Raw genomic sequence first — 19,568 nt, 5'->3', positions numbered from 1 at the left:
CGTTGTCTCCCCTTGCATGTGTGGCCGGTCTCGGCTGTCGCGTTCGCCTGTGGCGCGGTCCGCCACGCCGGTGGGCGCAGCCCTCAAGGAAATCTACGCCACCGGTCGGCCGCTCCATTCCATCGGTCCGGTCCTTAGGGTGGAGGCATGCTTTCGGAACCACGTTCAGGACGCCTTGCAGCCTGGGGAAATGCCCTGTTGGCCGGACTTGTCTCACCGGACGACGCCGTGCTCGCCATCGTCGGCGAGGACGCGGTGCACCGTGTGGAGGGACTGCCCGGTGAGTCGGGTCCGGTCGGTCTGACGCTCGCTCTCGGGCGGCTGCGGACGCTCGGGGTGAGCGGACTGCGGGTCGCGCTGCCCGCGCCCGGGCATCCGCTGGGGCTGAGCGGACCGCCGGAGTTCAACGCGCGGGCGCTGGACGCGGAGGAGGCGGTCGTCTGCTACGGCGCCGCGCTCGGGCTGGTGCCGGAGGTGTACGAGGCCGGGCCCGCCGGCGACGTGCACGTCGAGGTGGTGTGGCACTGCCTGCCGGTGCGGGAGGCGCCGCCCGCCGACGTGCCCTCGCTGGGTGAGTCCGAGCGGGAGCTCGCGGAGGCCCTGCGGGACGCGACCGCGGTGTTGTCGCGGCTGGACCTGGCCGGCTCGGGGCCGGTGGCCGAGGCGGCGATCGACGCGTACCGGGCGCGGGCGGAGCGGGGGCGGGAGGCGTTGGCGCCGGGGTATCCGCCGCGGGCGGTGCGCGTGCTGGAGCTCGCGCAGCGGGTGGGGATGCTGGTCTCGCTGGCGTACGAGAACGGGCACGGGGGTGCGGTGAGCGCTTCCGAGGTGGCCGCCCGGGCGCAGGCCCTGCGGCCGGTGGAGCGGACGGCTCGGCGGGCGCAGGTGGCGGCGTACAACGCGATGGTGGAGGAGCGTGAGCGGTGAGTTCGGGGTCATGGTGACTGCCTCTGGGGGCTCCGCCCCCAGACCCCCTGCCGGCCCGGAGGGCCTTGTCCGCAAACGCCGGACGGGCTGGATTTGTCGGCCGGCGACAAGAAGGCCCCGCGAGTCGTCGTTGACTCGCGGGGCTTCTCGTCGGGTGTGGGCGTCAGTCGTTGGTGCCCTGGTTGCCGAACGCCGGGTTCAGCGCGCCGATCACGTTCACGCTGTTGCCGACCACGTTCACCGGGACGTGGACCGGGGCCTGGATGAGGTTGCCCGAGCCGACGCCCGGCGACTTCGCGGCCGCACCCTCGGCCCCCGCGTCGGCGAAAGCGGCACCGGCGGACGCGCCGGCGGCGATACCGGCGACGGTGAGGGCCACGGCAGCCTTCTTGGCGATGTTCATGAGAAGCGTTCCTCCTGCGTTTGCGTGTTCGACCCGGCCGCGGGTCGTGGACTGATCAACGCGGGAGTGCTCCGTAATGGCACGCAAAGCCCGCTTCAAGCGCCCGTTCGGGCCAATGGGACGACAAGCCGACCGGCCCGGGGCGGCAGGGATCAGCGGTTGAGGCCGAGGTTGCCGAAGGCGGGGTTCAGCGCGCCGATCACGTTCACGCTGTTGCCGACGGCGTTCACCGGGATGTGCACCGGGGCCTGGACGAGGTTGCCCGAGGCGACGCCCGGCGAACCGACGGCCGCACCGTGGGCCACCGCACCGTCGGTGGCGGACGCCATACCGGCACCGGCGGCGATCAGCCCGCCGGCCACCATCGTCACGGCCGCTACCTTCTTCAGCTTGTTCACTTCTGAGCCCTCCTGGTGATCACCGCGGCAGTCGCCGCAGCACGCACTGGAGAACGGCGGAGATCCACGAAGGATGCGCCATCCGGGGGACATTCCCACGACGGTATGAATCTCAGCCCGGAGCGGAACCTTCCGTATTGACGTACCGGATCGCTCCGGCGCACCACCCGGAGCGTGGGTCAGCCGGTCACGCCATGGCGGACGGCCCACAGCGCGGCCTGGGTGCGGTCGGCGAGGTCGAGTTTCATCAGGATGTTCGAGACGTGCGTCTTGACGGTCTTCTCGGAGAGCACCAGCGCTCGGGCGATCTCCCGGTTGGAGCGGCCGTCCGCTATCAGGGTCAGCACCTCCCGCTCCCGCTCCGTCAGCGAACCGCCCCTGCCGTGGCCCGAGTTGGTCACCTCCTGGGACAACAGGGCGCCCGCGACCTCGGGTTGGAGCAGGATGTGGCCGGCGTGGACGGAGCGGATGGCGCCGGCCAGGGCGTCGGGGTCGACGTCCTTGTACACGTAACCGGCGGCTCCCGCGCGCAGGGCCGGGACCACCGTGCGCTGCTCGGTGAAGCTGGTGACGATCAGCACGCGCGCGGGGTTGTTCAGTTCGCGCAGCTTGCGCAGGGCCTCGACACCGTCCATGCCCGGCATCTTGACGTCCATGAGGACGACGTCGGGCTTCAGTTCCTCGGTGCGGGCGACTCCTTCGGCGCCGTCCGCCGCCTCGCCCACGACCTCGATGTCGTCCTGCACCTCGAGGAAGGTGCGCAGGCCCCGGCGGACCACCTGGTGGTCGTCGACGAGCAACACCCTGATCGCGTCAGCCACCGGGGACCTCCATCTCGATCGTGGTGCCCTTTCCGGGCACCGATTCCACGGTCAGGCTGCCGCCGGCCCCGCTCGCCCGGTCCCGCATGGAGACCAGGCCGAGGTGGCGGCCCGCACGGCGGGTCGCCTGCGGGTCGAAGCCGCTGCCGTCGTCCGTCACCCGCAGGACGGCCCCGCCGCCGCGCCGGTCCAGGGTGACGTCGACGTGCTGTGCCCCGGAGTGCCGCAGCGCGTTGTGCAGGGCCTCCTGGGCGACGCGGAGGACGGCTTCCTCCTGGGCGGCGGGCAGCGCCCGGACACCGCGGCCGTCGAAGGTCACCCGTGCGGTGTGGGCGCGGTCGAGGACCTGGATGTGGGTGCGAAGGGTGGCGAGCAGGCCGTCCTCGTCCAGGGCGGCGGGGCGCAACTCCACGACGGCGTCGCGCAGTTCGTCGGCGGCCTCCGCGGCGAGCGCGGCCACCTGCTGCAGCTCGCCCTTGGCGCGGGACGGGTCGCGGTCGACGAGGGCGGCGGCCGCCTGGGCCGTCAGACGCAGGGAGAAGAGCTTCTGGCTGACGGCGTCGTGCAGTTCGTGGGCGAGCCGGGAGCGTTCCTCGGCGATCGTCAGTTCACGGCTGCGCTCGTACAGGCGGGCGTTGGTGAGCGCGATCGCCGCGTGCTGGGCGAGGAGGGCGAGCAGTTCCTCGTCCTCGGAGGTGAAGCCGCAGCTCCCCTGTTGTTTCGCGCAGTCCTTGTTGGCGAGGAACAGTGCGCCGATGACCTCGTCGCCGTCCCGGATGGGCAGGCCCAGGAAGTCGGACATGTCGGGGTGGGCAGCGGGCCAGCCCTCGAAGCGGGGGTCCTTGCGCACGTCGGCGAGGCGTTCGGTCCTGGCCTCGCGCAGCATCGCGGCGAGGATGCCGTGCTGGCGCGGGAGGGGACCGATGGCCTTCCACTGCGCGTCACTGACGCCGTCGACCACGAACTGGGCGAAGCCGCCGTGGTCGTCGGGGACCCCGAGGGCGGCGTACTGCGCGTCGAGCAGCTCACGGGCCGAGGCGACGATCGTCTTGAGGACGTCGCGCACCTCGAGGTGTCTGCTCATGGCCAGCAGCGCGGAACTCACCGCTGCGAGGCCGGACCGGGGGCCTTGACTCATTCCCTCACCGTACCGGCGGCCTGTGACAGTACGGATCGGACCGGTGACGGCCACCGTCTGCGCCCCTGGACCTAGGACCCGGGACCGGTATCGGCGGCGTAGGCCGAAGGGCCCCGGGAGGATGCGGCCCGCGTCCGAGGCGGGGCGGGCGGGCCCGTTCCTACGGTGGGGGCAGCGCGGCGCGGACGACGTGGCGCACGAGGGGACGTGACGACATGCCGGTAGCGATGATCACGGGGGCGTCGAAGGGGCTGGGGCGGGCGCTCGCCGAGGCGCTGGCCGCGCGGGGCTGGGATCTGGTGCTCGACGCCAGGGGTGCCGGGGCCCTGACGGAGGCGTCGAGGGCGGCGGCCGCGCACGGCACGCGCGTGGAGGCCCTGCCGGGTGACGTCACGGACGCCGGGCACCGCGCCGGGCTGGTGGCCGCGGCGAGCGGGCTGGGCGGCCTGGACCTGCTGGTGAACAACGCGAGCGCGCTGGGGGCCGAGCCGCTCGTCCGGCTGGCCGAGCTGCCCCTGGAGGGGCTGCGGCGGGCACTGGAGGTGAACGTGGTGGCCGCGCTGGGCCTGGTCCGGGAGACGCTGCCGCTGCTGCGGGCGTCGTCGGCGGGGACGGTGATCGCGGTCAGTTCGGACGCGGCCGCCGAGGCGTACGAGACATGGGGCGGCTACGGGGCGTCGAAGGCGGCCCTCGACCAGCTGGTGGCGGTGCTCGGCGTGGAGGAGCCGGGGTTGCGCGTGTGGGCGGTCGACCCCGGCGACATGGCCACGGACCTCTACGCGGCGGCCGTACCGGAGGACGACGATCCGCGACCGGAGCCGGCCCTGGTTGTGCCCGCGTTCCTGCGGTTGCTGGACGAGCGGCCGGTGAGCGGCCGCTACGGAGCTCCCGCCCTCGTGGAGGGCCGATGACGCTGGCGGTGCGGGTGCCGGAGTCGTTGTCGGCGCGGATACCGGCGGAACAGCGCGGGCCGGGCCTGGACCGGGACGCCGTACGGCTGCTGGTGTCGCGCGGTACGGAGGTGTCGCACCACGCGTTCGCGGAGCTGCCGCGGCTGCTGCGGGCCGGAGACCTGCTGGTCGTCAACACGTCTCCCACGCTGGCCGCCGCCGTCGACGGCAGGATGGGGCACGCGCGCGTGGTGGTGCACTTCTCCACGTGCGGGGACGACGGACGGTGGGCGGTCGAGCTGCGGGAACCGGACGGACAGGGCACCACACGCGCGCGTGCGGGCGGGCCCGCCGGAGCACAGGTGCGGTTGCCGGGTGGTGTGCGGCTGGCGCTGGAGGAGCCGGTGAGCGCGGGGAGTGAGCGGCTGTGGTGGGCGCGGGCGTCCGGGCCCGAGGTCCTCGGGGGGCAGCGCGCGCCGGGGGCCGGGGTGCTCGGGACGCTGCGGGAGTTCGGTCGGCCGATCCGCTACTCCTATACGGAGCGGGACCAGCCGCTGTCCGCGTACCAGACGGTCTTCGCGCTGCCGTCGGCCGACGGGGCGGGCAGTGCGGAGATGCCGAGTGCGGCGCGGCCCTTCACCGCGCGGCTGGTGGCGGAGCTGGTGAGCCGGGGGGTGCAGTTCGCGCCGGTCACGCTGCACACCGGGGTGGCGTCCGCCGAGTCGCACGAGCCGCCGTATCCGGAACGGTTCGCGGTGCCGGAGGCGTCGGCGCGGCTGATCAACGCGGTGAACGCGGGCGAGGGCCGGGTCGTCGCGGTCGGTACGACGGCCGTGCGGGCGGTGGAGTCCGCCGCCGGAGCCGACGGGGTGGTCCGGGCGGCCGAGGGCTGGACCGGGCTCGTGGTGACGCCGGAGCGGGGTGTGCGTGTGGTGGACGGGCTGCTGACCGGGCTGCACGAGCCGGAGGCGTCGCATCTTCTGCTGCTCGAGGCGGTCGCCGGGCATACCGCGATCGACCGCGGGTACGAGGAGGCGCTGGGCGGGCGCTATCTGTGGCACGAGTTCGGGGACCTGCACCTCGTCCTGCCGGAGGAGACTCCTCACGCTGAGCATTGCTCGCGCAACTGCGGGTGAGAGTCCCATCGGCCCCGTGTGAGCCCGCGCATAGGGCGCAGATCACGTACGAAGGGGCATAGGAGATGGACATGTCCCTTATGAGCGGCACGTACGGTCCAATCTGTCCTGATTTGCCCTTCCCTGATCCACTATCGAGGATCGTACGTCACACCTTTGCCTCATGATTTTGCGGCCGCTAAGAATTGCTCCCGTCGCTCAGCGCCGCGGCTTTTGTCCGCGGCGTTCGTGCCGGAAGCACCCGTCCCTCACCGGACGACGAGCGACCTCCGCGCTATCCGAAGAGGTCCGTCTGCCATGCCCCAGAACACCATCACCCGAAGTCGTCGTGCACTGACCAGGACGCACAAGGCCGCGATCGCCGGTGTCGCCACCCTCGGTGCCGCCACCCTGGCGTTCACCGCCGTGCCGGGCCACGGGCAGACGACCACGTCCGACGCCGCTGTCTCCTCGGCGCGGGTGGCCTACAGCTCGGAGCAGTTCAAGGGCACGGCGGACGTCGCCGAGCAGTTCTCCCGCCCGAGTCTGCAGGGCCAGGCCGCCGCGAAGGAGAAGGCCGCCGCCCAGGCCGCCGCGAAGAAGAAGGCAGCCGCCGAAGCCGCGGCGAAGAAGAAGGCAGCCGCGCAGGCCGCGGCCAAGAAGAAGGCCGAGCAGGCGCGCAAGGCCAAGCAGGCCGCGAGCCGGTCGGTCAAGCGCATCGAGTTCAAGACCGTCGCCGCGAAGACCTACGCGAACAACCTCGACGGCTGGATCAAGCACTCGCTCGACATCATGAAGTCCAAGGGCATCCCGGGCAGCTACAACGGCCTGCACCGCAACATCATGCGGGAGTCCTCGGGCAACCCGAAGGCGATCAACGGCTGGGACATCAACGCCATCAACGGCATCCCGTCCAAGGGCCTGCTCCAGGTGATCCCCCCGACCTTCAGCGCGTACCACGTCGCCGGCACCTCCTGGAACATCTACGACCCGGTCGCCAACATCACCGCGGCCGCCAACTACGCGGCCGACAAGTACGGCTCGATCGACAACGTCAACAGCGCGTACTGAGGTCGGCGCGGACCTCTGCTCGCGAACGCCGAAGGGCGGCACCCTCCTGACGGGGTGCCGCCCTTCGGCGCGTACGAGCGCGACTACTTCCGCATGACCTCGGGCTCGTGGCGGCGCAGGAAACGGGCCACGAAGAAGCCGCAGATCACACCGAGAACGATCAGCGCGAACATGTCCATGCCCCAGGCGCCGACGGTGTGCTCCCACAGCGGGTCCGTGTCGCCGCCCTCCTTGGGAGGGCTGATCTTGTTGAAGTCGAGCGTCGCGCCCGCGGCGGCGACCGCCCAGCGCGAGGGCATCAGGTACGAGAACTCGTTGACACCGACCGCGCCGTTCAGGGTGAACAGGCAACCGGTGAACACGACCTGGATGATCGCGAACATCACCAGCAGCGGCATGGTCTTCTCCGCCGTCTTCACCAGCGAGGAGATGATCAGACCGAACATCATCGCGGTGAAGCCCAGCGCCATGATCGGGATGGAGAGCTCCACCATGGTGGCGGTGCCGAGGACCAGACCCTGCTTCGGGATCTCCCGGCTCGCGAACCCGATCACGCCGACCATCAGGCCCTGCAGCAAGGTGATCACGCCGAGCACGAACACCTTGGACATCAGGTAAGCGGAGCGGGACAGCCCGGTCGCGCGCTCCCGCTCGTAGATGACCCGTTCCTTGATCAGCTCACGCACGGAGTTGGCCGCCCCGGCGAAGCAGGCGCCGACCGCGAGGATCAGCAGGACCGTGGTGGCGGTGCCGTTCGGGATGATCCTGCCCTGCGCGTTGGCCGGGTTGGGCAGCAGGCTGTTGCCCGAGTCGATGAGCAGGCTCACCGCGCCCAGGACGGCCGGCAGGATCACCATCAGGGCGAGGAAGCCCTTGTCGGAGACGATGACCGAGGAGTAGCGGCGCACCAGAGTGACGAACTGCGACATCCAGCCCTGCGGTTTCGGCGGCTTCATCGCCTGCATGGGTGGCATCTGTACGGACTGCGCGGCAACGGCGTCGATGTCCGCGGCGTACATCTGGTAGTGCTGCGAGCCCTTCCAGCGTCCGGCCCAGTCGTAGTCGCGGTAGTTCTCGAAGGCGGAGAAGACGTCGGCCCAGGTGTCGTAGCCGAAGAAGTTCAGTGCCTCCTCCGGCGGGCCGAAGTAGGCGACCGCGCCGCCGGGCGCCATCACGAGGAGCTTGTCGCAGATCGCCAGCTCGGCCACGGAGTGCGTGACGACCAGGACCGTACGGCCGTCGTCGGCGAGGCCGCGCAGCAACTGCATGACGTCACGGTCCATGCCCGGGTCGAGTCCGGAGGTCGGCTCGTCCAGGAAGATCAACGACGGCTTGGTGAGCAGTTCCAGGGCCACGGACACGCGCTTGCGCTGGCCCCCGGAGAGAGAGGTGACCTTCTTCTCCTTGTGGATGTCGAGCTTCAGCTCGCGCAGCACCTCGTCGATGCGGGCCTGGCGCTCGGCGCCCGTGGTGTCCGCCGGGAAGCGCAGCTTGGCCGCGTACTTGAGGGCCTTCTTGACGGTGAGTTCCTTGTGCAGGATGTCGTCCTGCGGGACCAGACCGATGCGCTGGCGCAGTTCGGCGAACTGCTTGTACAGGTTGCGGTTGTCGTAGAGGACGTCGCCCTGGTTGGCCGGGCGGTAGCCCGTGAGCGCCTTGAGCAGCGTCGACTTGCCGGAGCCGGAGGGGCCGATGACCGCGATGAGCGACTTCTCCGGGACGCCGAAGGAGACGTCCTTGAGGATCTGCTTGCCGCCGTCGACCGTGACGGTCAGGTGGCGGGCCGAGAAGGAGACCTCGCCGGTGTCGACGAACTCCTCGAGACGGTCGCCGACCAGGCGGTACGTCGAGTGTCCGACGCCGACGATGTCGTTCGGGCCGAGCAGCGCGGAGCCGCCCTTGGCGATCGGCTGGCCGTTGACGTAGGTGCCGTTGTGCGAGCCCAGGTCGCGGATCTCGAAGCGGCCGTCGGGCGTGGCGTGGAACTCGGCGTGGTAACGGGAGACCTGGAGGTCGGAGACGACCAGTTCGTTCTCCAGCGCACGGCCGATGCGCATGACGCGGCCCAGGGAGAACTGGTGGAACGTGGTCGGGCTGCGGTCGCCGTAGACCGGCGGCGCCCCCGCGCCACCACCGGGGCCCTGCTGCTGCGGAAACTGCGGGGCGGCCTGCTGCGGCTGCTGCCAGCCGGCCTGCGGGGTCTGCGGCTGCGGCGGAGCCTGCTGCGCCCAGCCCGGGCCCGCGCCCTGCGCCGCGAACGGCTGCTGCTGCGGCTGTGCCTGCGGCGTCGCCACGGCGGCGGTGCCGGCGACACTCACGAGCGGTCCGTCAGTGGCGTTCCCCAGGTGGACGGCCGAGCCCGGGCCGATCTCCATCCGGTGGACGCGCTGACCCCGCACGAACGTGCCGTTGGTACTGCCGTGGTCCTCGATCGCCCAACTGCGGCCCCCCCAGCTGATCGTGGCGTGACGCCAGGACACCCTGGCGTCGTCGAGCACGATGTCCCCCTGCGGATCGCGTCCGAGGGTGTATGACCTGGACGTGTCGAGCGTCCAGGTCCTTCCATTCGATTCCAGTACGAGTTCCGGCACTCCATGCCCCACTGAGTAGTCCCCCGAGTTACCCCCAACACAGGGAGTCTAGGGATGTCGAACATCGTCGGGAACTATTTCAGGCTCGCCCCCCTGACCGAAAGTCGGGCCTTGTGAAGACCGCCCGCGGGCGCTTCGGCCGTTTCCGTTGACGGGGTTGAAACCGGCCCGGAGAGTGGTAATCCACGCGAGGGGGACAAGTGCGGTGGTCGGCCGCGCCGCGGATCGGGGGGTCTGCCATGAGGGCGTCGACGAACGTCAGGGCCACGGCGTACGACACGAAGGTGCCGTGGGGCGACGTGCTGCTGTCCGCGATCGCCGCCGTGAGCTGGGCGTTGATCGGGATGGCGGGCACGGCCGCGCTCGGCCTGCATCTGCTGGAGGCGGACACGGCGGGCTCGCTCGGCCCGATGACCGCGGCTGTGGTGGCGCTCGGGGCGGGTGGTTCGGTCACGCCGTCGGGCGACGTGTCCGCGTTCGGCCTGTCGGGCGCGCAGGCGAACACCGCCATCGAGATCACGCCACTCGGGGTGAGCCTGGTCGGGGCACTGCTGCTGACCTGGTTCTTCCTACGATCCCTGCGGGCGGCCGGAGTTGTGATCACGCCGACCGAACTCCTCGCACGCGCGGGCGCGGTGGTGGCCCTGTTCGTCGCCATGCTGGGCGGGCTGGCCTGGGCCGGACACGACGTCATCACGATCGACGGGGGCTCCCTGGGTCTCGACAACCTGCCCGGCGGCGGTGGGGGCGGCGGCGGGCTGGACATTCCGGGTCTGGGTGACGTCGGGGACATCGGCGGGCTGCTGCCCGACAGGCTCGGTGACCTCGTCGACGCCAAGGCGGCGGTCGGGTTCACCGTCGACACCGCGCCCACCCTGCTCGGCGGCCTCGTCTGGTCCGCGGGAATCCTGCTGATCGCCCTGCTCGCCTCGCGCCGCACTCCCCTGCCGCTCGGCTGGGAGGCCGTCCACCGGGTGGTGCGCCCGGCCGTGTCCGCGCTCGTCACGGTGCTGCTGACGGCGGTGGCGGCCGGGTTCGCGGCGGCGGCGTACGCGGCGATCGGCGACGACCACCCCAAGCGGATCGCGGGCGCGGCGCTGCTCGGCGCGCCCAACGGGACCTGGCTGGGCATCCCGGTCGGCCTGTTCGTGCCGTACGACGGACAGGCCACCGGCGTCCTCACCAAGGTGCTGCCGCATCCCCTCGACGACCTGCTGAGCACCAAGTCCGACCAGCCGGTGACGCTGGGACGGCTGGCGGAGCTCGACGGACGGGTGTGGCTGCTGGGCGTCGCGGCCGCCCTGATGATGCTGCTGGCGGGGGTGCTGACGGCGGTGCGGACGCCTGGGGGCGGCGGGGCCGGGGCCGGTGGGGCGGAATTCGGCGCTCGGGGCGGGACCGGGGCTCGGGCCGGGGCGGTGTCGCAGGGCGCGGGGGTCCCGGGGGGCGAGGCCGGACGAGATCCGGGTGCCCTCGGGTTCGCGGGGCGGTGCGCGCTGCGGCTGGGCATCGCGACGGCGCTGACGCTGCCGTTGCTCGGGTGGCTGACGGCGGTGTCGGTGGACGCCTCGCTGTCCGTGCTCGGCTTCGACGCGTTCGGCGCCGGGGTACGGCTCAACGGACACCTCGGCATGGCGCTCGTACTCGGCGCGCTCTGGGGCGCGGGGGCGGGGGCCGTCGGGGCACTCCTGGCCCGGGCGAGCGGTGCGGCGGGGCGGCGGGCGACGCCGTTGGCACTGGGTGTCGCGGCGGGGGTCGGGGTGCCGCGGGGTGAGGCACGAGGGGTCGGGGCGCCGGGAGTTGAGGCGCCGACGGCGGGACCTTCGGGGTATCCGCCGTACGGAGCGGGAGCGGGAGCGGGAGCCGGAGCCGGGCCCGGGGTCGTCGGGGAGGGGCCCGGTGCGTACGGGGGTGAGTCCGGGCCGTACTCGGGCGGGCCCACGCCGCACGGGAACCAGGACGGGCCGTATGCCGGGAAACCGGGACCGTACGCGGAGCGGGGCAGGCCGCGCGCGGGTGAGCAGGGACCGTACGCGGGACAGGGCGGACCGCAAGCGGGTGGGCAGGGACCGTACGCCGACGAGCCCGAGCCACATGCCGGGGAACCCGGACCGCCATACGCCGACGGGCCCGGACGGCCATACCCGGGCGCGCCCGAGCCCGCATCCGGGGAGCAGGGGCCGTACGTGCCCGGGATGCCCTACCGTCCGCCGAATCCGGACACCAATCCGTATCTGCGGGTGCCGGACGAGGCGCGGGAACCGCAGGACGCCCGGCCCACCGATGCGCGACCCGATGCCGAGGACCCGGGCGGGGGCGGCAAGGGCGCCCGGCCCCCTCGCGCGCGGCCCGACGACTCAGGGAGGGGTGGCAAGCCTGCTGGGCGTGCGGCTCCGCCGTCCGACGGCTCTCCGCGGGCCGGCGAGGCGCGGCGGCCCGGGGACTCGCGGCCGCCTCCCAACGTGTACGGCGCACCCACGGTGGCCCGGCCGATCACCCCACCGCCTCGGTCGCCGCAGCAACCGCCCCGGTCGCGGCCGGGAGACCGCCGGTCACCGTCGTCCGACGACGGGCCCCCACCGCCGCCCCCGCCACCTCCCGCGCCACCTCGGCGGCCGAAGGGGCCACGGTGACCCGTGAGCCGCCCGGAGCCTTCTCGTGGGCATGCGTACCCCGAGGCGGCCTGGTCCGCGCGTCCGGTCGTTTGGGAGCGGCCCACGCGTGCCGCCGCTCGGGGGCAGGCCACGCGTGCCGCCGTTCAGGGGCAGCCCACGCGTGCCGCCGCTCGGGGGCAGCCCACGCGTGCCGCCGCTCGGGGTCGGCCCGTGGGCCGGGCGTAAGACGCCCGCCACCGCTTCGACACCTGTTGTTCCGTGTCCGTCAGGCGGACCTCCCGCGCGTGAGGCACTGCGTGCCGGATACGGTGAGAACACCATGAACGCTTCGCAGACCTCTGACGTACCCACTCTCCTCGTCAAGATCTTCGGCAAGGACAAGCCGGGCATCACGGCCGGTCTCTTCGACACCCTCGCCGCCTACTCCGTCGACGTGGTCGACATCGAGCAGGTCGTCACCCGGGGGCGGATGGTGCTGTGCGCGCTCGTGACCGAGCCGCCGCAAGGGCTCGAGGGGGATCTGCGGTCCACCGTCCACAGCTGGGCCGAGTCGGTGAAGATGCAGGCGGAGATCATCTCGGGCCGGGGCGACAACCGGCCGCGCGGGCTCGGCCGGTCCCTGGTCACCGTGCTGGGCCACCCCCTCACCGCGGAGGCGACGGCAGCCGTCGCCGCCAGGATCACCAAAACCGGCGGCAACATCGACCGTATCTTCCGCCTCGCCAAGTACCCCGTGACGGCCGTCGAGTTCGCGGTGTCCGGTGTGGAGACCGAGCCGCTGCGCACCGCCCTGGTGACCGGTGCGGCGGAGGTCGGCGTCGACGTGGCGGTCGTGGCGGCGGGTCTGCACCGGCGCGCGCAGCGCCTCGTCGTCATGGACGTGGACTCGACGCTCATCCAGGACGAGGTGATCGAGCTCTTCGCCGCGCACGCCGGCTGCGAGGACAAGGTCGCCGAGGTGACGGCGGCCGCGATGCGCGGGGAGCTGGACTTCGAGCAGTCGCTGCACGCGCGCGTGGCGCTGCTGGAGGGGCTGGACGCCTCCGTGGTGGACAAGGTGCGCAGCGAGGTCCGGCTGACGCCGGGCGCGCGCACGCTCATCCGGACGCTGAAGCGGCTCGGCTTCCAAGTGGGCGTGGTCTCGGGTGGGTTCACCCAGGTCACGGACGATCTGAAGGAGCGGCTGGGGCTGGACTTCGCCCAGGCGAACACGCTGGAGATCGTCAACGGGAAGCTGACGGGCAAGGTCACCGGCGAGATCGTGGACCGGGCGGGCAAGGCACGGCTGCTGCGCCGGTTCGCCGCCAAGGCGGGTGTCCCGCTCTCCCAGACGGTGGCGATCGGCGACGGCGCCAATGACCTGGACATGCTCAACGCGGCGGGTCTCGGGGTCGCCTTCAACGCCAAGCCGGTCGTACGGCAGGCCGCGCACACCGCGGTGAACGTGCCGTTCCTGGACACGGTCCTGTATCTGCTGGGCATCACCCGCGAAGAGGTCGAGGCGGCCGACGCGCACGTGGAAGACTGAGCCTCCGCAGGAGCGGAACCCCATGACAGCAGCCACAGGGCGGCGAGAGCCGGGAGCGACCGGACGGGGACCGACGGTATCCGCAGGGGCTACGGGGACGCCGTACGGGGGACGCCGTAGGACCGAAAGGCACTGGGGTGGCCGCGAGCGTCGGACGAGTCCACAGGACGTGAGTACGAGAGCGGCAGAGCACGAGAGCGGCAGGGACCAGCAAGACCGGCAGGAAGCAGCGCAGGCCCGCAGCGGCCGGCGAGGCCCGTAGGAGCCGGTGGAGGCCGTCGGGCCTGTTCACGGCAGGGCGGAGGCCACCGACGCCCCTCGGGGCCGGGCTGAGGCAGCAGGACCGGGCTGAGGGCGGCGAGGGCCGTCGACTGAGGGCGGCGAGGGCCGTCGCAAGGTCTCAGGGGCCAGAGGCCGCAGGGGCCGGGCCCGCCGAGGACCGGCCGGGCCCCACACCCAGCGCCGGGGACCGCACGGCGCGGTCAGGACCGGCAACCGCGGTGCGGACCCCGCGCTCCGTACGGTCCCGTCACTCGGAGGGCGCCCAGTAGTCGGTCAGCTTGGCCACGCCCGGCTCGAGGCTCTTCCAGGGGCCGTCGAAGGACAGCACGGCGAAGGCCGCGGCCGGGAACCCCCGGCTGTTCATCCGCTCGCGGACGTCGCCGTCGGCCGAGCCTGCCAGGACGTCGGCGAGACCCTGCACGCCCGGGTTGTGGCCGATCAGAACGACGTCCTGCGCGTCGTCGGGGGTCTCGTTGAGCAACGCGATCAGCTCGCCGGGCGAGGCCTCGTAGATCCGCTCCTCGTAGACGGTTTTCGGCCGGTGCGGGAGTTCGTGGACGCCGAGCTTCCAGGTCTCCCGGGTCCGGATCGCGGTCGAGCACAGGGCCAGATCGAAGGGGATACCGGTGTCGGCCAGCTTGCGTCCGGCGACCGCGGCGTCCATGCGGCCCCGCTCAGCGAGCGGCCGCTCGTGGTCGGTGACCTGTGGCCAGTCGGCTTTCGCATGCCGGAAGAGGACAATCTTGCGGGGTTCTGCGACGCTCATAACACCCAGCTTCGCATGAAACACGCCATGCGGCGCAGGGAGTTGACATGCGACTTCACCGGTGCAGGGTGATCACGGCAGCGAGCCCTGGTCGGGCGCTCAGCGCCCCACCAGCTCCTGCAGGCGCTGGAAGATGTGGGTGATCGCGGGGTCACCGGTCGCCGCCTGCGCGTCGGACGGGTTCAGTATCAGCACGAGCAGCGTGATGAAGGCGAGCGCGGGCAGGGCGAGGGCCCACCAGGGCAGCCGGATGTCGACGCCGCCGCGGGTCGCCGGGTGGGTCCGGGTGTGCGTCGGTGCCGACATGAGTGCCTCCGCGGGGCTTCGGGTGGTCCGTGGGTCGAGAGCCGTGTCCGACTGTCGCGGCCACATCTCGAAGTTACGGAATCCGCGGGTCTCAACCCATCCGGTGATCCACCCAGTTGACCCTGACACTCACCCCCTAGGGGACGGGGGGCTAACCCCACCACCCGCCCGGCGCGGGACCGATCCCGGGTCCGGTCAGGGCGAGGCGATCGACGCGATGACGGCGATGATCACGAAGATGGCGAAGAACGCGCCGAAGACGAGCAGCATCTTCTTCTGGCCGTTCTGGGGGTTCGGATCGAGCACTGGCATACGGCAAGTCTCGCACCCGGCGACCGCACCGGCTCCGCCGGGGGGACGTCGGCGGACCGCCCCCGGGAGGACGTCAGCGGGCCGCCTCCTCCTCCACCGTGCGGTCGCGTCCCGCCAGGACGCCGACGGCCATCTGCGGGATCATCAGGCCGGCCATGAGCGCGATCGGCAGCCCCCAGCCGCCGCTGTGCTGGTAGAGCACGCCGACCAGGAGCGGGCCCGGGATGGAGATCAGGTAGCCGGTGCTCTGCGCGAAGGCCGACAACTGGGCGACGCCCGCCCCGGTGCCGGCCCGCATGCCGACCATGGTGAGGGCCAGCGGGAAGGCACAGTTGGCGACACCGAGCAGCACCGCCCAGGCCCAGGCCCCGCCGGCCGGCGCGAGGTAGAGGCCGGCGTACCCGGCGAGGCCGCAGACGCCGAGCACGAGGACGATCGGGCCCTGGTGGGGCAGCCGGGTGGCGACGCGCGGGATGACGAAGGCCAGCGGCACGCCCATGACCATGGTGACGGCGAGGAGCAGCCCGGCCGTACCGGCGGCGACGCCCGCGTCCCGGAAGATCTGCGGCATCCAGCCCATGGTGATGTAGGCGGCGGTGGCCTGGAGCCCGAAGAAGACGGCGAGCGCCCAGGCCGTGCGGCTCCGGGTGATCCGCAGCGCGGCCGGCGCACCGCGCCCGGACTCCCTTCGCCCGTCCGGCCGCTGGACGTCCGGCCGCATCCCGTCCGGCCGCTCGACGGAAGCGGCACCGCGCGCGGGTACCCGCCGCCCGTCCGGCCCCTCGCCGGAGGGGGCGCCCCCGTGCCGTACGAACGGGATCCACGGCAGTACGGCCGCCGCCGCGAGGCCCGCCCACACGGCGAGCCCGGACTGCCAACTGCCGCCGAGCGCCTTCGTCATGGGCACGGTCACCGCGGCGGCGGCCGAGGTGCCGAGGGCCAGTGCCATGGAGTACAGGCCGGTCATGGAGCCGACCCGGTCCGGGAACCACTGCTTGACGATGACCGGCATCAGGACGTTGCTGACCGCGATGCCCATGAGCGCGAGGGCGCTGGCGGCCAGGAAGCCCGCCGTACCTCCCGCGTAGGGCCGTATGAGCAGGCCGGCGGTGATGGCGGCCATGCCGGCGCAGACCACGGCGCCCGGCCCGAAGCGGCGGGCCAGCCGGGGGGCCATGACCCCGAACACGGCGAAGCAGAGCGGGGGCACCGAGGTGAGGAGTCCGGCCAGGCTGCCGCTCATGCCGAGGCCGTCGCGGACCTCTTCGAGGAGGGCGCCGAGGCTGGTGATGGCGGGGCGGAGGTTGAGCGCGGACAGCACGATGCCGACCACGAGCAGCCGCGTCGTCCACGCGCGCGTGGCGGTGGGCGGGGTCCTGTGTGCCGCCGGGGCGGAGCCGGGTGTGGACGTCATCGTCCGGGTTTCCTCACGTGCCATGCGGCCCATCATAGAATCATGGGATGATTGGTTGTCCAGCCCGGGGGCGGCCCGCTCCGTCCCCGCCCGTGCGAAGGTGTGCCATGCCTCTGAGCCATCCCCGCCGCTCGGCGCTGTCCGAACAGGTCATCGCCGCGCTGCGGAACCAGATCACCTCGGGCGAGTGGCCGGTCGGTTCCCGGATCCCGACGGAGCCCGAACTGGTCGAGCAGCTCGGCGTCGCCCGCAACACCGTTCGCGAGGCCGTCCGCGCGCTCGCGCACAACGGGCTGCTGGACATCCGGCAGGGCTCCGGCACCTACGTCGCGGCCACCAGCGAACTGGCGGGCGTGATGCACCGGCGCTTCGCCGACGCCGATCCGCGGCACATCGCGGAACTGCGCTCCACGCTGGAGTCGGCCGCCGCGCGCCTGGCCGCCGAGCGGCGCACGGAGAAGGACCTCAAGCAGCTCGACGCGCTCCTCGTACGCCGCGAGGAGGCCTGGGAGTCGGGTGACACCGAGGTGTTCGTGGCCGCGGACGCGACCTTCCACCTGGCGGTGGTGGCCGCGTCCCACAACGACGTGATGACGGCGATGTACGCCGACCTGGGCGAGGTGCTGCGGGACTGGCTGCGCGCGGACGTCGGCGAGGAGCTGACGCCGGAGACCCACATGGACCACGCGCGGCTCGTCGACGCGATCCGCGCGGGTGACGCGGCGGCGGCCGCGTCGGAGGGCGCCAGCTATCCGTTGCAGTGCCGCCCGGGGCGGCTCAGCTCCCCCGCCGCTGGTGGCTGACCCATGCCGAGCCGACTTCCTTCCAGCACCGCCCGGTGAGCCGTACGGTCGTCGCGGGCCCGGCGTCGACCGGCGCGCTGTCGGTGTCGAGGTCCCACCAGCGGCCGCACTCGACGTGCAGGCTCACCCGGTCGACGTCGACGTAGGGGTTGTGGCAGTAGGCGACCACGTGAGAGCCGAGGACGCTGACGCGGCACTCGGCGCCGAAGGGCCGCGGGGCATCCATGGGTCCGGCCCCCACGCGCGCGTGGGGTGTCGCCTCGTACGGCAGGGACACCACGAGGGCGACGGCGACGGTCACTGAGGCCAGGCTGCGGGACAGGCGCACAAGGGGACCTCCTCGGCCGTACGGGGGAGGGGGAACACGTGGGGACGCGTACTCAGAGTGCGTGCTCGCACCACGCTCCCGCCCGGCGGGTGGGCCGATCGGGTGACGCGCCGAGGGCCCGCATCCGGGTGGATGCGGGCCCTCGAACGGTCGGCCGGGTGCGGCAGCGGTCACGCACCGACGGCGTGCAGACCGCCGTCCACGTGGATGATCTCGCCGGTGGTCTTCGGGAACCAGTCGCTCAGCAGGGCGACGACGCCCTTGCCGGCCGGCTCCGGGTCCTTGAGGTCCCACTCCAGGGGGGCGCGGTTGTCCCACACGGAGGCCAGCTCGCCGAAGCCCGGGATGGACTTGGCGGCCATGGAGCCGAGGGGGCCCGCGGAGATGAGGTTGCAGCGGATGTTCTGCTTGCCCAGGTCGCGCGCCATGTAGCGGCTGGTGGCCTCCAGGGCGGCCTTGGCCGGGCCCATCCAGTCGTACTGCGGCCAGGCGTACTGCGCGTCGAAGGTGAGGCCGACGACGGAGCCGCCGTTCTGCATCAGCGGCAGGCAGGCCATGGTCAGCGACTTCAGGGAGAACGCCGAGACGTGCATGGCGGTGGCGACCGACTCGAACGGCGTGTTGAGGAAGTTGCCGCCAAGCGCGTCCTGCGGCGCGAAGCCGATGGAGTGGACGACGCCGTCGAGGCCGCCGAGCTCCTCGGCGACGATGTCGCCCAGCCGTCCGAGGTGCTCGTCGTTGGTGACGTCGAGCTCGATGACCTTGGTGGGCTTGGGGAGCTTCTTGGCGATGCGCTCGGTCAGCGTGGGCCGCGGGAACGCGGTGAGGATGATCTCCGCGCCCTGCTCCTGGGCCAGCTTGGCGGTGTGGAAGGCGATGGAGGACTCCGTCAGCACACCGGTGATCAGGACGCGCTTGCCCTCGAGAATTCCGCTCATGGTGATCAGTGACCCATTCCCAGTCCGCCGTCTACGGGGATGACGGCTCCAGTGATGTACGAGGCGTCGTCCGAGGCGAGGAACCGCACCGTCGCGGCGACCTCCTCGGGCTGCGCGTAGCGGCCGAGCGGCACCTGCTTCACGATGGTCTCGCGCTGCTCGTCGGTGAGCGCCTTGGTCATGTCGGTGTCGACGAAACCGGGCGCGACGACGTTGAAGGTGATGTTGCGCGAGCCCAGCTCACGGGCGAGAGACCGGGCGAACCCGACCAGGGCGGCCTTGGAGGCCGCGTAGTTCGCCTGGCCGGGGCCGCCGTACAGCCCGACGACCGACGAGATGAGGACGACACGGCCCTTCTTGGCGCGGAGCATGCCGCGGTTGGCGCGCTTGACGACGCGGAAGGTGCCGGTGAGGTTGGTGTCGACGACCGAGGTGAAGTCCTCCTCGGACATACGCATCAGGAGCTGGTCCTTGGTGATGCCCGCGTTGGCGATCAGGATCTCGACCGGGCCGTGTTCGGCCTCGATCTCCTTGTAGGCCTGCTCCACCTGCTCGGTGTCGGTGATGTCGCACTTGACTGCCAGGCAGCCGAGCTCCGTGAGGGCGGCCGGCGGCTCCCCCGAACGGTATGTGATCGCGACCTTGTCGCCGGCGTCGGCGAAGGCGCGGGCGATGGCGAGGCCGATGCCCCGGTTGCCTCCGGTGACGAGAACCGAGCGGCTCAACGGATCACCCTTTCGATAGCGGTCTGACGCACCCGCCCGGACAGCTGGATGACAGGCGGCTTCCTCGAAAACCTATCGGTCCCGAACCGCCGACGGACAATCGGGCACCGACAGTGGCTAAGGGGACTCACTGTCGGGTCCCTACAGAAAGTTGCCGACGGCGTACTGAAACGTGTGGTCGGCGGCCCCACCCGCGC

The 19,568-nt window shown here is 72.1% G+C and carries 19 protein-coding genes; 7 read left to right on the top strand and 12 right to left on the bottom strand.

Features of this window, described 5'->3' with window-relative positions:
• Positions 1–147 precede the first annotated feature (147 nt).
• Positions 148–927, top strand: coding sequence for a hypothetical protein (locus OG985_RS35315; RefSeq protein WP_371672427.1), 780 nt, complete (start codon positions 148–150; stop codon positions 925–927).
• A gap of 163 nt (positions 928–1,090) precedes the next feature.
• Here the strand turns inward: OG985_RS35315 and OG985_RS35310 are convergent, their stop codons facing one another.
• The 4 genes from OG985_RS35310 to OG985_RS35295 form a co-directional block, all read right to left on the bottom strand.
• Positions 1,091–1,330 carry a chaplin family protein gene (locus OG985_RS35310; protein WP_371672426.1) on the bottom strand — a complete coding sequence of 80 codons (240 nt, stop codon included), beginning with the start codon at positions 1,328–1,330 and terminating at the stop codon, positions 1,091–1,093.
• A gap of 152 nt (positions 1,331–1,482) precedes the next feature.
• Positions 1,483–1,728 carry a chaplin ChpE gene (chpE, locus tag OG985_RS35305; protein WP_371672425.1) on the bottom strand — a complete coding sequence of 82 codons (246 nt, stop codon included), beginning with the start codon at positions 1,726–1,728 and terminating at the stop codon, positions 1,483–1,485.
• A 179-nt stretch (positions 1,729–1,907) separates the two neighbouring features.
• Positions 1,908–2,549 carry a response regulator gene (locus tag OG985_RS35300; protein WP_371672424.1) on the bottom strand — a complete coding sequence of 214 codons (642 nt, stop codon included), beginning with the start codon at positions 2,547–2,549 and terminating at the stop codon, positions 1,908–1,910.
• A complete protein-coding gene (locus tag OG985_RS35295) occupies positions 2,542–3,687 on the bottom strand; it encodes a GAF domain-containing sensor histidine kinase (RefSeq protein ID WP_371672423.1) in 1,146 nt (381 codons plus the stop codon). The genes OG985_RS35300 and OG985_RS35295 overlap by 8 nt, the downstream gene beginning before the upstream one ends.
• 215 nt (positions 3,688–3,902) lie before the next feature.
• On the opposite strand from OG985_RS35295, the gene OG985_RS35290 reads away from it, so the two are divergent.
• The 3 genes from OG985_RS35290 to OG985_RS35280 all read left to right on the top strand — a co-directional run bounded on the left by OG985_RS35290 (position 3,903) and on the right by OG985_RS35280 (position 6,763).
• Complete coding sequence (locus OG985_RS35290; RefSeq protein WP_371672422.1) at positions 3,903–4,598, top strand: SDR family NAD(P)-dependent oxidoreductase; 696 nt, start codon at positions 3,903–3,905, stop codon at positions 4,596–4,598.
• Positions 4,595–5,713 carry an S-adenosylmethionine:tRNA ribosyltransferase-isomerase gene (locus OG985_RS35285; RefSeq protein WP_371672421.1) on the top strand — a complete coding sequence of 373 codons (1,119 nt, stop codon included), beginning with the start codon at positions 4,595–4,597 and terminating at the stop codon, positions 5,711–5,713. The genes OG985_RS35290 and OG985_RS35285 overlap by 4 nt, the downstream gene beginning before the upstream one ends.
• A gap of 297 nt (positions 5,714–6,010) precedes the next feature.
• On the top strand, positions 6,011–6,763 hold the full coding sequence (locus tag OG985_RS35280; protein ID WP_371672420.1) for a transglycosylase SLT domain-containing protein: 753 nt from the start codon (positions 6,011–6,013) through the stop codon (positions 6,761–6,763).
• An 83-nt stretch (positions 6,764–6,846) separates the two neighbouring features.
• Here OG985_RS35280 and OG985_RS35275 read toward each other — a convergent pair whose 3' ends face one another.
• Positions 6,847–9,354, bottom strand: coding sequence for an FHA domain-containing protein (locus OG985_RS35275; RefSeq protein ID WP_371672419.1), 2,508 nt, complete (start codon positions 9,352–9,354; stop codon positions 6,847–6,849).
• A gap of 239 nt (positions 9,355–9,593) precedes the next feature.
• On the opposite strand from OG985_RS35275, the gene OG985_RS35270 reads away from it, so the two are divergent.
• Positions 9,594–11,987 (top strand): streptophobe family protein, encoded by a 2,394-nt coding sequence (locus OG985_RS35270; RefSeq protein WP_371672418.1) that lies wholly within the window; start codon positions 9,594–9,596, stop codon positions 11,985–11,987.
• Positions 11,988–12,288: 301 nt separating this feature from the next.
• Complete coding sequence (gene serB, locus OG985_RS35265; protein WP_371672417.1) at positions 12,289–13,497, top strand: phosphoserine phosphatase SerB; 1,209 nt, start codon at positions 12,289–12,291, stop codon at positions 13,495–13,497.
• A 529-nt stretch (positions 13,498–14,026) separates the two neighbouring features.
• Here serB and OG985_RS35260 read toward each other — a convergent pair.
• The 4 genes from OG985_RS35260 to OG985_RS35245 form a co-directional block, all read right to left on the bottom strand.
• Entirely contained in the window at positions 14,027–14,545 is a 519-nt protein-coding gene (locus OG985_RS35260; RefSeq protein WP_371672416.1) for a histidine phosphatase family protein, read from the bottom strand.
• A gap of 99 nt (positions 14,546–14,644) precedes the next feature.
• Positions 14,645–14,851, bottom strand: coding sequence for a hypothetical protein (locus tag OG985_RS35255; RefSeq protein WP_371672415.1), 207 nt, complete (start codon positions 14,849–14,851; stop codon positions 14,645–14,647).
• 195 nt (positions 14,852–15,046) lie between these two features.
• Positions 15,047–15,163, bottom strand: coding sequence for an SGM_5486 family transporter-associated protein (locus OG985_RS35250; RefSeq protein ID WP_356043957.1), 117 nt, complete (start codon positions 15,161–15,163; stop codon positions 15,047–15,049).
• A 73-nt stretch (positions 15,164–15,236) separates the two neighbouring features.
• On the bottom strand, positions 15,237–16,613 hold the full coding sequence (locus tag OG985_RS35245) for a CynX/NimT family MFS transporter (RefSeq protein WP_371672414.1): 1,377 nt from the start codon (positions 16,611–16,613) through the stop codon (positions 15,237–15,239).
• A 71-nt stretch (positions 16,614–16,684) separates the two neighbouring features.
• Between OG985_RS35245 and OG985_RS35240 the strand changes: the two genes are divergently transcribed.
• Complete coding sequence (locus tag OG985_RS35240) at positions 16,685–17,380, top strand: FadR/GntR family transcriptional regulator (RefSeq protein ID WP_371672413.1); 696 nt, start codon at positions 16,685–16,687, stop codon at positions 17,378–17,380.
• Here OG985_RS35240 and OG985_RS35235 read toward each other — a convergent pair.
• From OG985_RS35235 to fabG, 3 genes are all read right to left on the bottom strand, one after another.
• Positions 17,355–17,708: a hypothetical protein gene (locus tag OG985_RS35235; protein ID WP_371672412.1), complete on the bottom strand. Its 354-nt coding sequence runs from the start codon at positions 17,706–17,708 to the stop codon at positions 17,355–17,357. The genes OG985_RS35240 and OG985_RS35235 overlap by 26 nt on opposite strands.
• Before the next feature lie 170 nt (positions 17,709–17,878).
• The gene (gene fabI, locus OG985_RS35230) at positions 17,879–18,646 is read right to left on the bottom strand and encodes an enoyl-ACP reductase FabI (RefSeq protein WP_371672411.1); all 768 of its coding nucleotides are present in this window, start codon (positions 18,644–18,646) and stop codon (positions 17,879–17,881) included.
• A gap of 5 nt (positions 18,647–18,651) precedes the next feature.
• Positions 18,652–19,371: a 3-oxoacyl-[acyl-carrier-protein] reductase gene (gene fabG, locus OG985_RS35225; RefSeq protein WP_371672410.1), complete on the bottom strand. Its 720-nt coding sequence runs from the start codon at positions 19,369–19,371 to the stop codon at positions 18,652–18,654.
• Positions 19,372–19,568: the final 197 nt, after the last annotated feature.

Source organism: Streptomyces sp. NBC_00289 (assembly GCF_041435115.1).
Classification (GTDB): domain Bacteria; phylum Actinomycetota; class Actinomycetes; order Streptomycetales; family Streptomycetaceae; genus Streptomyces.
The sequence above is the reverse complement of the archived record's forward strand: the minus strand, read 5'-3'. Positions and strand labels throughout refer to the sequence as shown.